Raw genomic sequence first — 14,225 nt, forward strand, 5'->3', positions numbered from 1 at the left:
TGGCGCGTGGCGGCGGCCCCCCAAATCACTGGCGGATTACGGGCACACCGAGCCTGGGCGAGGTGCCGAGTGGTGGGGCAAGAGCGTTTTGCTTACTTTTGCGCTTTTCAAAAGTGAGCCGCTGTAAGAGCGGAACCCTAGGTGGCCGTTACCGCAGGAATGGATATGTACGCATTCCAACCCAACTAAATGGTCGACCAGAAGGCAGCCATCGCAGGCAAGCCAGCTCCCACATTTGGACCGGGGAGCGTCAGGTAGACAGGGGTCGGCTGTCAGGTCTTTACCCAGGCCAGCGTCAGCGCGCAACCATATTTGTACTCAATCAAGAAGCCAACCATGCAAACGTCTAAATTCCGCAAAATCGGCATTCTGGCTTCAGTGGCCGTCGCAATCGGCCTGGCCATCTACACCGTAAACGCCCCCGCCGACGCCCCCCAATACCTCACCGCGACCGCCGAACGCGGCGATATCGAAAACGCGGTATTGGCCACCGGCCTGCTCGAAGGCGTCAAACAAGTCGACGTCGGTGCCCAGGTCTCTGGCCAGCTCAAGTCGCTGAAAGTCAAAGTTGGCGACAAGGTAAAGAAGGGCCAATGGCTGGCCGAAATCGACCCCTTGATCCTGCAGAACACCCTGCGCAAAGCCCAGGTCGATGAAGAAAACCTCCAGGCCCAACGCCGGGCGACAGCAGCGCAGCTCAAGCAGGCCAAGTCTGTATATGAACGCTACAAAGGCTTGCAGGCCGACGAGTCGGTGTCACGCCAGGATTTCGAAGACGCCGAATCGACCTACCAGGTGCAGCAGGCCAACCTGCTGTCCCTGGACGCACAGATCAAAAGCGCGCACATCGAGATCGACACCGCCAAGGTCAACCTGGCCTATACCCGCATCAACGCGCCCATCGACGGCGACGTGGTGGGTATTGTCACCCAGGAAGGCCAGACCGTGATCGCCAGCCAGTTGGCGCCCGTGCTGCTCAAGCTGGCAGACCTGGACACCATGACCGTCAAGGCCCAAGTGTCGGAAGCGGATGTGATTCATATCAGCCCCGGCCAGCAGGTGTACTTCACCATTCTCGGCGAGGCGGACAAGCGCTATTACGCCAAGCTGCGCGGCACCGAGCCGGCGCCGCAGAACTTCCTGGAAACCCAGACCGCCGGCACGCCGAAGCAAAACACCGCGGTGTTTTACAACGCGTTGTTCGACGTGCCCAACCCAGAGCACCGCCTGCGCATCGCCATGACCGCCCAGGTGCGCATCGTGCTCGACACCGCCCAGGCCGCGCTGATAGTGCCCGTGGCGGCGCTGGGCGTGCGCAATGCCGATGGCCGCTACGAAGTGCGGGTGCTGGATGCCAAGGGCAAGGCGGTCGCCCGCACGGTGAAGACCGGTATCAATAACAACGTCAAGGTACAGATACTTGACGGCCTGGCCGAGGGCGACACCGTGGTGATCGGCGATGCTACACCTGCCGTGGCGGGGAGTTGAGTCATGACCCAGCCTCTGTTGGAACTCAAGGGCATCACCCGCAGCTTCATGGCCGGCGAGCGTGAATTCATCGCGCTCAAGGGCATCGACCTGACCATCCATGCCGGGGAAATGCTGGCGATCATCGGCGCCTCCGGTTCGGGTAAGTCGACCCTGATGAACATCCTCGGTGGCCTGGATTACGCCACCGCCGGCAGCTACAAGATCAATGGCATCGAAACCCGCTCCCTGGGCGATGAGCAACTGGCAGAGCTGCGGCGCGATTACTTCGGGTTTATCTTCCAGCGTTACCATTTGCTCGCGCACCTGAGCGCTTTGCACAACGTGGAGATGCCGGCGATCTACGCCGGCACCCCGCAAAGCCAGCGCCATAGCCGCGCCGGGGAATTGCTGGCACGCCTGGGCCTGTCGGGCCACACCAGCCATCGGCCCAGCCAGCTGTCCGGCGGGCAACAGCAGCGGGTGAGTATCGCGCGGGCCTTGATGAATGGCGGTGAAGTGATCCTGGCCGACGAACCCACCGGCGCCCTCGACACCCACAGCGGCAAGGAGGTGATGCGCATCCTCGCCGAACTGCACGCGGCGGGGCACACGGTGATTATCGTCACCCACGACCCCAAGGTCGCGGCGAACGCCCAGCGCATTGTCGAGGTGTGTGATGGCGAGATCATCAGCGACAAGGCCAACGACAGCGTCGGCCTGGAATTGCCCGTCGAGGCGCCGGTCGAGCCCCGACGCAGCGGGGCGCGGCGCCTGGTGGCGAGCCTGGGGCTGTTCAAGGAAGCGTTCAACATGGCGTGGGTGGCGCTGATTTCCCACCGCATGCGCACCTTGCTGACCATGCTCGGGATTGTCATCGGCATCACCTCGGTGGTGTCGATCTCGGCCATCGGCGAAGGCGCCAAGCGCTATGTGCTCAAGGACATCCAGGCGATTGGCAGCAACACTATCGATATCTTTTCCGGCACCAGCTTTGGCGACAGTCGAGCCTCGGCGATCCAGACGCTGATGCCCTCGGATGTGGACGCGCTGAACCAGCTGTATTACGTCGACAGCGCCACGCCGGTGGTGGGCCGCAACCTGATGCTGCGTTTTGGCAATATCGACGTGGATGCACAGGTCAATGGTGTCAGTGACCGCTACTTCAAGGTCAAGGGCCTCAAGCTTGAAGCCGGCATTGCCTTCAGCGAAAGCGACGCGCGGCGCCAGGCCCAGGTGGTGGTGATCGACCACAATACCCGCCAGCGCCTGTTCGGGCCCAACATCGACCCGCTGGGCCAGGTGATCCTGATAGGCAACCTGCCGTGCACGGTGATCGGCGTGACGGCGGACAATAAAAACATGTTCGCCGCCAGCAAGGCCCTGAACGTGTGGGTGCCATACGAAACCGCGGCGGGCCGTCTGCTGGGCCAGCGTCATCTGGACAGCATCACCGTGCGCATCAAGGACGGCCAGCCGAGCAAGGTGGTGGAAGACAACGTCAATAAGCTCATGCTGCAACGCCATGGCACCAAGGATTTCTTTACCAACAACCTCGACAGCATCATGCAGACGGTGCAGAAAACCAGCCGCTCCCTCGCGCTGCTGCTGTCATTGATTGCGGTGATCTCTTTGCTGGTGGGCGGTATTGGTGTGATGAATATCATGCTGGTGTCGGTCACCGAGCGCACCCGTGAAATCGGGATTCGCATGGCGGTGGGGGCGCGGCAATCGGATATTCGCCAGCAGTTTCTGGTGGAGGCGGTGATGGTGTGCCTGATCGGCGGGATCATCGGGATCTCGTTGTCCTACGCCATCGGCTACCTGTTTTCGCTGTTTGTGAAGGAGTGGGAGATGGTGTTTTCGGTGGGCTCGATCATTACCGCGTTTGCCTGTTCGACGTTGATCGGCATTGTGTTTGGTTTTGTACCGGCGCGGAATGCGGCGCGGTTGGACCCGATAGAGGCACTGGCCCGGGACTGACCTGAGGGAGCTGCTGATCGTTCCCACGCTCTGCGTGGGAACGCCGCCATGGACGCTCTGCGTCCACGGTGACGCAGAGCGTCACGGGATCCATTCCCACGCGGAGCGTGGGAACGATCTTAGTCTTCGGTCGAGTACATCCACCGCAACAACGAGTGCCGTCCGCTGATCCCCCAACTTGATCGCCGCACGCTTGAGGTAGCTCTCGATGGTGTTGACCTTCAACGCCAATTGCTCGGCCAACTCCGGCGCGGTGCGCCCGGCCAGCAGGCCTACGCACACTTGTTGATCGTTCCCACGCTCTGCGTGGGAACGCCGCCATGGACGCTCTGCGTCCACAGTGACGCAGAGCGTCACGGGATCCATTCCCACGCGGAGCGTGGGAACGATCTTAGTCTTCGGTCGAGTACATCCACCGCAACAACGAGTGCCGTCCGCTGATCCCCAACTTGATCGCCGCACGCTTGAGGTAGCTCTCGATGGTGTTGACCTTCAACGCCAATTGCTCGGCCAACTCCGGCGCGGTGCGCCCGGCCAGCAGGCCTACGCACACTTCCAGTTCACGGTTGGGAACGCCGCCATGGACGCTCTGCGTCCACAGTGACGCAGAGCGTCACGGGATCCATTCCCACGCGGAGCGTGGGAACGATCTTAGTCTTCGGTCGAGTACATCCACCGCAACAACGAGTGCCGTCCGCTGATCCCCAACTTGATCGCCGCACGCTTGAGGTAGCTCTCGATGGTGTTGACCTTCAACGCCAATTGCTCGGCCAACTCCGGCGCGGTGCGCCCGGCCAGCAGGCCTACGCACACTTCCAGTTCACGGTTGGACAAGGTCAGCCCCGATTGCAGCAGGCGCTCCTGGATGCGTCGGCGCAAGGTGTCGATGCCCTGGGGTTGAGGCACTGCGCACGGGCTGTCCGGGAGCGAGGGCTGCAGCGCGGTGATGTGTTTTTCCACCATGGGCAGCAACAGCGTGGAGAAGTCCTGGAGCATGCTGCGCTCTTGCGCGGAAAAGCTGTCGGACGGGTGCGAGCGATACACCGACAGCACATAGCGCACATCGTCCTTGCGGCGCGTGAGGTGCAGTTGTGCGGCGAGTTGCTCGCTGCCCAGGGCCGCCGCCGAATCGGTGTACACCGGGCTGATCTTGCGGCGGCCAAGGCCTTCGCGGCTGACTTGCAATTGGGTGATATGGGTGGCGTCCACTGCCAATTGGGTGAGGATCAGGTCATGCAGCATGCGTGGGAAATGGCGGCTGCCGGTGCTGGCGATGACCTTGCCTATCTGTGGGAACAGGTGTGAGTTCATCAATTCGTCCATGAGTTTCGTGCAGGTATCGGGCCTTATAGCGACGGGGGTTAAGAAGGTAACTAATGTGAATAACCTGCAGTGATAGTGCGTCCCGCCGCTGACATGCTAGTACAGCCTGGCTAAAGGAGGGGGATCCAATCTGCGAAAAAAAACATTAAACAGGCAGAGCGGCAGTCGGATCCTTCCGACCGCCGCCCAGGTACCGCATAACCCATGGGGTTGGACGCTATTTCATCGCATACGCCGCTGTCGCAATGGGCCGCAGGTTGGCAGCGCTGCACTTGGCCAGGGCCTGATGGATATCGGCCAGCAGGTCGGCAACGTCTTCAAGCCCCACCGACAAACGCACCAGACCCTCGCTGATACCGTGCTGCGCCCGTTGTTCGGGGGTGTAGGTGGAGTGGGTCATGCTTGCCGGGTGTTGGGCCAGTGATTCGGCATCTCCCAGGCTGACTGCGCGGGTGAACAGTTGCAGTGCGTTCATGAAGCGCTGGCCGGTTTCGAGGCCGCCCTTGAGTTCAAAGGCGATCATGCCACCGGGCAGTTTCATTTGCCGGCTTGCCAGTTCGTATTGTGGGAAAGAACGCAGACCGGGGTAGGTTACCCACTGCACCGCAGGGTGCGCCTGCAGCGCCTCGGCCACCGCTTGGGCGTTGCTGCAATGGCGGTCCATGCGCAGGCCCAGGGTCTTGAGGCCGCGCATCAGCAATGCGGCGTCCTGGGGCGACATCACCGCGCCGGTCAGGTCCTTGAGCCCTTGCAGGCGAATGCGCTGCGCCAGGGCCTGGTTGCTCACCGCGATGCCTGCGGTGATGTCGCCGTGGCCACTGAGGTATTTGGTGGCCGAGTGCACCACCACATCGGCACCCAGTTCCAGGGGACGTTGCAGATAGGGGGTGCAATAAGTGTTATCGACCACCACGGTGACATTTGGCTGCTGATGGGCCAGTTCGGCCACGGCGGCGATGTCGATCAGGCGCAGGTTGGGGTTGGCCGGGGTCTCGCAGTAGAGCATGCGGGTGGCCGGGGAGAACGCTGCTTGCAGGGCGGTGAGGTCGGTCAGGTCGACATGCCGCACCTTGATGCCGAATTCGCTCAGGCCGTGGTGCAGCAGGGCGAACGTACAACCATAGAGCGTCTGGCTGACGATGATCTCGTCGCCCGGGCGCAACAGAGTCCAGAACGTCGCGGCAATCGCGCCCATGCCGGAGCTGAACGCCACGGCGGCCTCGCCGTTTTCCAGGCTGGCCATGCGTGACTCCAGCAGGGCCAGGGTCGGGTTGGAAATGCGCGTATAGAAGTGGCCGCTGGCTTCGCCGGCAAAGCAGGCGGCGCCGTATTCGACGGTGGGAAAGGCGAAGGTCGCAGACAGATAGATCGGCGGGACGAGTGCGCCGTGGTGGTCCTGGGCGTCATAGCCGTGGTGTATGGCACGGGTGGAAAAGCCGAATGTGGTGTGTTTATTGTGCATGTCGGGCGCTCCTTATTTCCTACAATGCTATGCTCATAACCACGGATGAACCTTGCAAAAAAGCCCGGAAAAACCTGCGTTTGTGGATCAAAAACCGATAAAAATAATGATTAGAGGCACGTTATGCCCATCAAGCTGGACCGCACCGATAAAGCCCTTTTGAACGCGTTGCAGGGCAATGCCCGCCTGACCGTGGCCGAGTTGGCCGAGCGGGTGGCGCTCACCACTTCACCGTGCTGGCGTCGGGTGCGCACCTTGGAAGAAAGTGGGGTGATCAGTGGCTACCAGGCGATTCTCTCGCCCAAGGCACTGGGCTACGGGGTGACCGCGTTCGTCAGCATCATGATGGAAAGCCACACCCAGGAAATTGCCCGGGCGTTCGAGCAACGTCTGTTGGCCATCCCAGAAATTGTGGCGTGCCATAACGTCTCTGGGCGCTATGATTTTTTGCTGGAAGTGGTGGCCAAGGACCTGGAATCGTTCGGTGAATTTGCCCGAGAGGTCTTGCAGACCTTGCCTTGCGTCAAGGAGATCTATTCGAGTTTTTCCTACAAGTCGGTAAGGCCGCTGCGGGTAATTCCGCTGCCGGGTTGAGGCACGGCTTAGCGCTTCAGTCGACATCGTGTGGATACCCAGGCAAATCGAAGACGAAAAAAAACCGGCTGATCAGGCCGGTTTGGGGTGTCCCGCCAACAGTGCGGGGTTATACGTGGGTGCTCAGCAGACGCTCGGCACCGCCTTCAGCCAGACCACGTTCCTGCAGACGATCGGCACCGCCTTCAGCCAGGCCACGTTCCTGCAGACGATCAGCACCGCCTTCAGCCAGGCCACGTTCCTGCAGACGATCAGCACCGCCTTCAGCCAGACCACGTTCCTGCAAGCGATCAGCACCGCCTTCAGCCAGGCCACGTTCCTGCAGACGATCAGCACCGCCTTCAGCCAAACCACGTTCTTGCAGACGATCCGCGCCACCTTCGGCAACACGGGTTTCTATCAGGCGATCCGCGCCGCCTTCAGCGACAACCGGGTGGGCAAAAGCGTTTGCAGCGAGTACCGAGAAAGCGAGGCTAAGCAAGAGTTGGCGTTTCATGATGATGTGCTCCGAGTGTTTTAGTTGGGTGCCGTTTGGCATGGGTTTGATGTTACGCGTTGCATTTTTTTAGAGAACTTCATTGCGCTGATGGTGACTATCGATGCCAACGATGGTCCCGCTGGCGGGACCACCACTGCGGCCGTCATGGCATTTGCGGCAGTTCGTTGGGGCGCAGGTCAAACACCAGTACTTCAGCGTCTTCGCCGTGGCTCAGGCGGATCTGGCGTTCGTCCCGTACGCGTACACCGTCGCCTTCCTGCAAGCGCTGGCCGTTGAGTTCAACGCTGCCGCGCGCCACATGGATGTAGGCGTAGCGATCCGGTGCCAGCTCCAGGCGGGCACTTTCGTCAGCGTCGAACAGCCCGGCATACACCCGTGCGTCCTGGCGCACTTTCAGCGAACCGTTGGCGCCCTCCGGCGAGATGATCAACTGCAAACGCCCGCGTTTTTGCGCTTCTGTGAAGTGCTCCTGCTGATAGCGCGGCTTGGCGCCTGCTTCGTTGGGCACGATCCAGATTTGCAGGAAGTGCACGCCATGACGCTGGCTGTGGTTGAACTCACTGTGGGCTACGCCGCTGCCCGCGCTCATCAGTTGCACATCGCCGGGGCGGATCACCGAGCCGGTGCCCAGGGTGTCCTTGTGTTCCAGCGCGCCTTCGAGCACGTAGGAGAAGATCTCCATGTCACGGTGCGGGTGCTGGCCGAAGCCTTTGCCTGCGGCGACGCGGTCGTCGTTGATCACTAGCAGGTCGGAAAAACCCTGTTCCTTGGGGTTCCAGTAGTTGGCGAAAGAGAAGGTGTGGAACGACTTCAACCAACCGTGATTGGCGGCGCCGCGTTCGGAAGCTTTGCGAAGGGTCAGCATGGGTCCAGTCCTCAAGTGAGCGCGGGCTGCGAGATGCAGAGCGCTTGCGTTGAGAAGAAGGTTAATGGTTAACGAATGATTGATTAAGAAGATGAAAATAGAATAACTGTCTCTTTGAAGTTGACAGTTAAAGTCGTGCCATAATGCCCGTCGCACTCCTTCTCGATGGACATTTCCCGCTTATGAAAACCGTGGCCATGGCGCTGTTCCCGGACTTCCTGCTGCTCGATATGGCCGGGCCGCTGGAAGTGTTTTCGATTGCCAACCGCTACCTGCCGGCGGCCGACCACTACCAGATCCTGACCATCGGCACTGAGCCCGGTCCGTTGCAGGCCTCCAATGGCGTGAGCGTGCAGACCGACCTGCTGTTGGAACAGGCCCAGGCGGCTTATGACCTGCTGTTGGTGCCGGGCGGCCCCGGCGCCTATAACGAATGCCACCCCGCGTTGTTGCCCTGGCTCAAAGCTGCGGCGCCACGGGCTCGGCGTTTTGGCTCGATCTGCACCGGCGCTTTTGTGCTCGGCCACGCAGGTTTGCTCGACGGGCACCGCGTGACCACCCATTGGCACTACACCGAGCGGTTGATCAAGGCGTTTCCCAGCGCCATCGTCGAGACCGATCGCATCTATTTGCAGGACGGGCGGCTGATTACCTCTGGCGGCGTCACTGCGGGTATCGACCTGGCCCTGTCGGTCGTGGCCCAGGACCATGGCAAGCAAGTGGCGGTGGATGTGGCCAAAGTGCTGCTGGTGGTGATGAAGCGCCAGGGCGGCCAGGCCCAGTTCAGCCCGATGACTGCCGCCGTGGCGCCTCAGGAAACTCCGATCACCCGCGTGCAGAACCACGTCCTGGCGCATCTGGATCAACCCTTTACCATCGAGTCCATGGCTGAGTTGGCCGGAATGAGCGCACGCCACTTCGCGCGGCTGTTCGCCAAGGACGTGCAGATGACGCCCATGGCGTTCCTGCAGGGCGCGCGCATCGACCGGGCCCGGCACCTGCTGGAAACCACCGACCTGCCGCTCAAGACCGTGGCCTTCCACGCAGGCTTTGGCAGCGTGCGGCATATGCGTTTTCTGTTCAGCGAAAAGCTCGGGCTGAACCCTACCCAATACCGACAACAGTTCAGTTAACGACACCATGTCCGTCTCAGGCACCCGATTGTCCGTATCGCTCCCCGTGCCAGCATTGTCCTGTCATCGCCAACTGGCAAGATAGCGTCGAGCCCATGGAAAAAGGATGCGCAGGCACTCAAGCACGGGTGTTTCAGCGCTTTGACGGACATGCAAAATGGTACGGCGGTGAGCTTTGGCCCCTACACCTTTCATCGGCAGCAGCGCCTGGTCAGCAAGGCGGGCTGGCCGGTGCCACTGGGCGGGCGAGCCTTGGATATTCTCGCAGTACTGCTCGAAGCGCCTGGGCACTTCGTCAGCAAGGCGACCTTGATCGAACGGGTGTGGCCCAACAGCGTCGTTGAAGACAGCAACCTGCGTGTGCATATCGCCGCGCTGCGTCGTGCCCTTGACGGCCAACGCTGGATCCTCAATCACCCCCAGCGCGGTTACTGCTTCGCTGCGCCTGCGCAGGACGCGCTGCCGACGCTGCTGCCTCAGCACAACCTGGCTGCACGGCTCAGCCCGGTATGGGGGCGAGATGAACTGGTGGGCGTGCTGGCGCGACGGTTGCCTGTGCAGCGGTTATTGACCCTCACCGGCGTGGCCGGCATTGGCAAGAGCACGCTGGCCCTGGCCCTGGCCGAGCGGGTATTGCCGCGTTATCGCGACGGCGTATGGTGGGTCGACATGGCCGTTGTGCAAACCCCGAGCGAACTGCTCGGTAGCCTGGCCAGGGTGTTGCAGTTGCATTCGACGCCCGCGAGCCTCAACGAACTGGGCCGGCGCCTGGCCTCGCGCCACGTGTTGCTGGTACTCGACGGCGCTGACCTGCTGCTGGGCGCGTGTCGACAACTGATGCGTGCGCTACGCGAGGCGGCGCCGGGCATCAGCGTGCTGATCACCAGTCGCGAAGCCTTGCTGGCCCCTGGCGAGTGGATAGTACGTGTGCCTCGGCTGGCAGTGCCGTCGCCAAAGGCGTTGGCCAATGTCGAGCAGGCGATGGCCTGTCCTGCGGTGCAACTGTTCGTGGCGCGCGCGCGTGCCAATCAGCAGGGGTTTGATTTGCGGCCTCAGGACCTGGCGCCGCTGGGCGACCTGTGTCGGCGTCTGGACGGCCTGCCGTTGGCCCTGGAATTGGCGGCCGCCCAGGTGGATGCGTTGGGCATCGGCGGTGTGCAGATGCAAGTACGCACAGGCTTGCAAGTGCTGGCCCGTGGGCGCCGCACGGCAGTGGAGCGCCATCGCTCACTGACCGCGGCCCTGGATTGGAGCTACGAGCGCTTGAGCCTGCCGGAGTGCTGGCTGTTTCTGCAATTGAGTCTGTTCAAGATGGCAGTCACCTTACCCACCCTGAGTGACCTGGTGACCGGTACCGAGCTCGAACATGCCGACCTGTCTTACCTGCTGGCGCGCCTGGTCAACGTCTCGCTGCTGAGCGTCGAGCCCGGCCTGGGCCCGGCGCGCTATCGGCTGCTCAACTGTGTGCGCAGCTACGCCCTGGGGCGACTGCGCGACCCGCGTCAGGTCGCGCGTTTGCAGCAGGGCTACGCGCCTTGCCTGGGGGCGTTCTCAGGCCGGCCGTTTGTCCTGCAACTCGTCGAGCAGGCAGCGCACGCGCAGTAGATCCTGAGTGGCGAAGCCTTCGCTGAAACGTGCGTGGATTGAACTGAGCAAGTCCCTGGCGAGCTGAATGCGCCCCTGCTGTTGCCACAGTTGCGCCAGGGCTGCGCCGCAGCGCAGCTCCCAGGCCAGGGCGCCTTGCTGGTGCGCCAGGCCCAGCGCCTCCAGCAGCAGGGTTTCAGTGGTGTGCTCATCCTCTAGCTGCAAGGCGTACACCCGCAGAATCTCCGGGGCGCACCAGCCCGCCGCGCCACTGCGCGCGCGTTCCAGGGTTGGCACATCCACGGCATGGGTGCCAAAGGTGATCAAGGTGTCTTGGATCAGGCCCAGGCCCTGCCAATCCGGTTGGCCAAGAATACCGGCGTAATGCCCGGCCCAGGTCTGGAACAACTGCACAGAATGCTTGTGCGACTGCTCCAGCAGCAGCCTTTGCAGGGCTTGGGCGTCGTCTTCGGCGCCGTTGTAGCGGGCGATCACCACCCCAGCCAGGGCCAGGGTGTAGCAAATCGAGGTGCCGTGGTTGATCTGTAGCGCCAACTCCAAAGCCTGACTGGCGGTGCGCCAGGCGCGCTCGGGAAAGCCCTGCAACCACAGGATTCGCGCCAGCACGGTCAAGGAGGCGACGCCCTGGTCGTACTGCACGCCAACCCCGAAGGCAAAGCGGTTCACGTGACCGCTTTGGGACATGCGCTGCAGCACCTGCTCGGCGTGGTGCCGGGCGAGCGTCTGGTTGCCGGTGTAATGCTGACCCAGCGCACGCAGCCGCTGCGCGCTAAGGCCCAGCAACGGCTCGGTGCGTGGGTCGAGGCGTTCAAACTGCACACTCAGCGCCTGCGCTGGGCCGTAGCGCCCGGCGCACAGGTTCACCGCCATCAGCCCGGAGACCGCCCGCAACTGGCCGCCAAGGTCCTGGGTTGTCTCGGCCAGGCGTGCGGCACCCTCGAATGCCGCAATGGTCCGAGGTGCGGCGCCCATGGCGTGGTAGGAGAGGCTGCCCAGGGCCAATTGCAGTTGCAGGGTCAATTGCGTGCAGGGCGCGGTGACCTGGCCGATCAGCGCCAGCGCCTGGTCCACATAGCCGCCGTGCTCACGCAGCAACGACAACTCTTGCCACAGCGGCATCGCGCTGACCGTCAGGCGGATAGCCAGCAGCTGCGCACCGTCGTCAGCAAAGCCCCAGTCGAGGGCGGCACGCACGTCTTCGCGCAGCGGTGCGTAACGGTCGATCCACGGCTGTGTGGCGATCAGGTCCCAGTCGCCCTGGGCCTGTTCCATCAGCGCCAGGCAGCGTGCAGCGTGGCGCTCTCGTGTGGCATGCAGTTCGCAGGCCTGGCTGAGCTTTTCCAGGGCGTAGGTGCGGGTGATGTCCAGCAGGCGATAGACCATCTCGTCATCGCTTGCTTCCACGTTCAACAACGACTTGGCCACCAGTTGCGTAATGGAGCCCAGCACTTCGGCGGGGGCCACTTGCTCCCCGGCGATCACCGCCGCTGCGCTGACCAGGCTGAAGCCGCCACGGAAGACCGCCAGGCGGCGCAGGCAGATTTGTTCGCACGCGGTGAGCAGGTCAAAGCTCCAGTCGAGCGTGGCGCGCAGGGTCTGCTGGCGGGGCAGGGCACTGCGTCGGCCGCGGGTCAGCAGGCGAAAGTTGTCTTCCATCTGCACCAGCAGGCCCGGCAAGCCAAACCGTTCGATTTGCGCGGCCACCAGTTCGATCGCCAGGGGAATGCCGTCCAGGCGCTGGCAGATATCAATCGCCAGGGGCAGTTCAGCGTCGCTGAGGGCAAAGCTCTCCTGGTGGGACATGGCGCGCTCGATCAGCAATTGCATGGCCGGGTAACCCAGGGCCTGGGCGCGGTTGCCGGTGGCGGGCGGGCAGGCCAGCGGTTCAAGGCGCTGCACATATTCACCTTCGGCGCGCAGGGCTTCGCGGCTGGTGGTGAGGATGTGCAGGTGCGGTGCATGGCGCAACAGGGTTTCACTGATCAGGGCGATGTCGTCGAGCAGGTGCTCGCAGTTGTCGATCACCAGCAGCATCTGGCGTGCCTGCAGGCTGCGGGCGAGGCTGGCCAGGGAGGCATTCTCGCCCGGTGTCAGGCCGAGCAGGGCGGCCAGGTTGGGCAGGATCATGGACGCGGCACTGAGCGGCGCCAGGTCCAGCAGGTGAATACCGTCGCGGTAATGCCCGATCAGCAATTCCGCGACGCGCAGGGCAACGGTGGTCTTGCCGATGCCACCGGCGCCGGTCAGGGTGATAAAGCGCTGCTGCGGCAGTTGTTGTACCAGGGCGTCGATCAGCGCTTGGCGGCCGATCATGCGCGTGCGCCGCAGGGGCAGGTTATGGCTGGGGCGTTTGGGCGCACCGTCGGTGGGCAGCGTCATGGGTTCGATGCTCAGTGGCGCAACAAAACTGTAGCCGCGCTGGGCGACCGTGACGATATAGCGCTGCCCGGCCTGGCCGTCGCCCAGCGCCTTGCGTAACGCAGCCATGTGCACACGCAGGTTGCCGTCTTCCACCACGCTTTTGGGCCAGACCCTTGCGATCAACTCCTGTTTGCTCACCACATTGCCGGCGTGCTCCAGCAGGATCAGCAGAATGTCCACCGCCCGCCGCCCCAGGCGCAGCGGGCGGCCGGCCTCCAGCACCAGGCGCTGGCGCGGGTGGATGCGGTAGGGGCCGAAATGCACGGCCTGGTCGCTCAAGTCATTCATGGCTGCCCAGGTTCTGGAGGAAGGGAGCGACCAGCATATTCCAGGTACGTGCAGACCACTAGGCAGCGATCACATCAGGTTTGCTGCGCGAGTGGTGATTTCGCCAGGTCATCGGGTTGACGCCTTCGCTGCGGGTGAACATATGGCAGAAGTGCGCCTGGTCGCAAAAGCCACATTCCAGGCTGATCTGTGTGAGGCTCAGGGACGAGCCGGTAATCAGTTCCTTGGCGCGCTGGATGCGTTGCTGGCGAATCCATTCCTGGGGCGACAGCCCGGTGGTGCACTTGAAGGCGCGGGAAAAATGGCTGCGCGACAAGGCGCAGGCCTGGGCCAGGTCGGCGATCGCCAGGCTTTCGCCGAGGTTGGCGAGGATCAGTTGCTTGGCGATGCGCTCGCGCCGGGGGCACAGGCCACCGGTGGCGGGCAACCGGGGGGAATATTGCTCGAGTCGGGCCATGACAAATATCCGCAGTCGATGGGAACGTTCCCGGTGGATGGGTGCAGTGTAGACGCGCTTCATCTTGTTGCCGGAGCGCCTGGCTGACGAGTTAATCGTTGTTAATTTCGCCAGGTGCGGTGCCGGAA

11 protein-coding genes and 2 pseudogenes are annotated in these 14,225 nt (G+C 62.7%); 5 read left to right on the forward strand and 8 right to left on the reverse strand.

Annotation, left to right across the window (positions count from 1 at the left end; translation table 11 throughout):
- Nucleotides 1-336: 336 nt before the first annotated feature.
- Nucleotides 337-1,488, forward strand: a complete 1,152-nt coding sequence (gene macA / locus HBO10_RS25375; RefSeq protein ID WP_034127384.1) for a macrolide transporter subunit MacA — start codon at nt 337-339, stop codon at nt 1,486-1,488.
- Between the two features lie 3 nt (nt 1,489-1,491).
- Nucleotides 1,492-3,450, forward strand: coding sequence for a MacB family efflux pump subunit (locus HBO10_RS25380; protein WP_034127385.1), 1,959 nt, complete (start codon nt 1,492-1,494; stop codon nt 3,448-3,450).
- A gap of 119 nt (nt 3,451-3,569) precedes the next feature.
- On the opposite strand, the pseudogene HBO10_RS31495 reads toward HBO10_RS25380, so the two are convergent.
- From HBO10_RS31495 to HBO10_RS25400, 4 genes and pseudogenes are all read right to left on the reverse strand, one after another.
- Nucleotides 3,570-3,735: pseudogene (locus HBO10_RS31495) on the reverse strand (LuxR C-terminal-related transcriptional regulator); the annotation flags it as partial.
- A 106-nt stretch (nt 3,736-3,841) separates the two neighbouring features.
- Nucleotides 3,842-4,018 (reverse strand): annotated as a pseudogene (locus HBO10_RS25390) (LuxR C-terminal-related transcriptional regulator); the annotation flags it as partial.
- Between the two features lie 83 nt (nt 4,019-4,101).
- A complete protein-coding gene (locus tag HBO10_RS25395) occupies nt 4,102-4,761 on the reverse strand; it encodes a helix-turn-helix transcriptional regulator (protein WP_169922153.1) in 660 nt (219 codons plus the stop codon).
- Between the two features lie 229 nt (nt 4,762-4,990).
- Nucleotides 4,991-6,235: a methionine gamma-lyase gene (locus tag HBO10_RS25400; RefSeq protein WP_034127387.1), complete on the reverse strand. Its 1,245-nt coding sequence runs from the start codon at nt 6,233-6,235 to the stop codon at nt 4,991-4,993.
- Between the two features lie 123 nt (nt 6,236-6,358).
- On the opposite strand from HBO10_RS25400, the gene HBO10_RS25405 reads away from it, so the two are divergent.
- The gene (locus HBO10_RS25405) at nt 6,359-6,829 is read left to right on the forward strand and encodes an Lrp/AsnC family transcriptional regulator (protein ID WP_014718112.1); all 471 of its coding nucleotides are present in this window, start codon (nt 6,359-6,361) and stop codon (nt 6,827-6,829) included.
- A gap of 109 nt (nt 6,830-6,938) precedes the next feature.
- Here the strand turns inward: HBO10_RS25405 and HBO10_RS31640 are convergent, their stop codons facing one another.
- Together HBO10_RS31640 and HBO10_RS25415 are read right to left on the reverse strand one after the other, a co-directional pair.
- On the reverse strand, nt 6,939-7,325 hold the full coding sequence (locus tag HBO10_RS31640; RefSeq protein ID WP_078467263.1) for a hypothetical protein: 387 nt from the start codon (nt 7,323-7,325) through the stop codon (nt 6,939-6,941).
- Nucleotides 7,326-7,470: 145 nt separating this feature from the next.
- Nucleotides 7,471-8,193, reverse strand: coding sequence for a pirin family protein (locus tag HBO10_RS25415; RefSeq protein WP_034127388.1), 723 nt, complete (start codon nt 8,191-8,193; stop codon nt 7,471-7,473).
- 182 nt (nt 8,194-8,375) lie between these two features.
- Between HBO10_RS25415 and HBO10_RS25420 the strand changes: the two genes are divergently transcribed.
- Nucleotides 8,376-9,326: a GlxA family transcriptional regulator gene (locus tag HBO10_RS25420; protein ID WP_034127389.1), complete on the forward strand. Its 951-nt coding sequence runs from the start codon at nt 8,376-8,378 to the stop codon at nt 9,324-9,326.
- 150 nt (nt 9,327-9,476) lie between these two features.
- The gene (locus tag HBO10_RS25425) at nt 9,477-10,931 is read left to right on the forward strand and encodes a winged helix-turn-helix domain-containing protein (RefSeq protein ID WP_052199961.1); all 1,455 of its coding nucleotides are present in this window, start codon (nt 9,477-9,479) and stop codon (nt 10,929-10,931) included.
- On the opposite strand, the gene HBO10_RS25430 is transcribed toward HBO10_RS25425, so the two are convergent.
- Nucleotides 10,878-13,640 carry a winged helix-turn-helix domain-containing protein gene (locus HBO10_RS25430; protein ID WP_034127391.1) on the reverse strand — a complete coding sequence of 921 codons (2,763 nt, stop codon included), beginning with the start codon at nt 13,638-13,640 and terminating at the stop codon, nt 10,878-10,880. The two genes, HBO10_RS25425 and HBO10_RS25430, sit on opposite strands and share 54 nt — an antisense overlap.
- Nucleotides 13,641-13,698: 58 nt before the next feature.
- On the reverse strand, nt 13,699-14,097 hold the full coding sequence (locus HBO10_RS25435) for an AraC family transcriptional regulator (RefSeq protein ID WP_034127392.1): 399 nt from the start codon (nt 14,095-14,097) through the stop codon (nt 13,699-13,701).
- Nucleotides 14,098-14,225 lie beyond the last annotated feature (128 nt).

The sequence above is a fragment of the Pseudomonas sp. WS 5503 genome (assembly GCF_012985385.1).
GTDB classification, from domain to species: domain Bacteria; phylum Pseudomonadota; class Gammaproteobacteria; order Pseudomonadales; family Pseudomonadaceae; genus Aquipseudomonas; species Aquipseudomonas paracarnis.

Excerpts from the sequence above, each read along its gene's own strand:
- HBO10_RS25380 (WP_034127385.1), top strand. The coding sequence starts at position 1,492 with ATGACCCAGCCTCTGTTGGAACTCAAGGGCATCACCCGCAGCTTCATG.
- HBO10_RS25430 (WP_034127391.1), bottom strand. The coding sequence starts at position 13,640 with ATGAATGACTTGAGCGACCAGGCCGTGCATTTCGGCCCCTACCGCATC.
- HBO10_RS25415 (WP_034127388.1), bottom strand. The coding sequence starts at position 8,193 with ATGCTGACCCTTCGCAAAGCTTCCGAACGCGGCGCCGCCAATCACGGT.
- HBO10_RS25435 (WP_034127392.1), bottom strand. The coding sequence starts at position 14,097 with ATGGCCCGACTCGAGCAATATTCCCCCCGGTTGCCCGCCACCGGTGGC.
- HBO10_RS25425 (WP_052199961.1), top strand. The coding sequence starts at position 9,477 with ATGCAAAATGGTACGGCGGTGAGCTTTGGCCCCTACACCTTTCATCGG.
- HBO10_RS25405 (WP_014718112.1), top strand. The coding sequence starts at position 6,359 with ATGCCCATCAAGCTGGACCGCACCGATAAAGCCCTTTTGAACGCGTTG.
- HBO10_RS25400 (WP_034127387.1), bottom strand. The coding sequence starts at position 6,235 with ATGCACAATAAACACACCACATTCGGCTTTTCCACCCGTGCCATACAC.
- HBO10_RS25395 (WP_169922153.1), bottom strand. The coding sequence starts at position 4,761 with ATGAACTCACACCTGTTCCCACAGATAGGCAAGGTCATCGCCAGCACC.
- HBO10_RS31640 (WP_078467263.1), bottom strand. The coding sequence starts at position 7,325 with ATGAAACGCCAACTCTTGCTTAGCCTCGCTTTCTCGGTACTCGCTGCA.
- HBO10_RS25420 (WP_034127389.1), top strand. The coding sequence starts at position 8,376 with ATGAAAACCGTGGCCATGGCGCTGTTCCCGGACTTCCTGCTGCTCGAT.
- macA (WP_034127384.1), top strand. The coding sequence starts at position 337 with ATGCAAACGTCTAAATTCCGCAAAATCGGCATTCTGGCTTCAGTGGCC.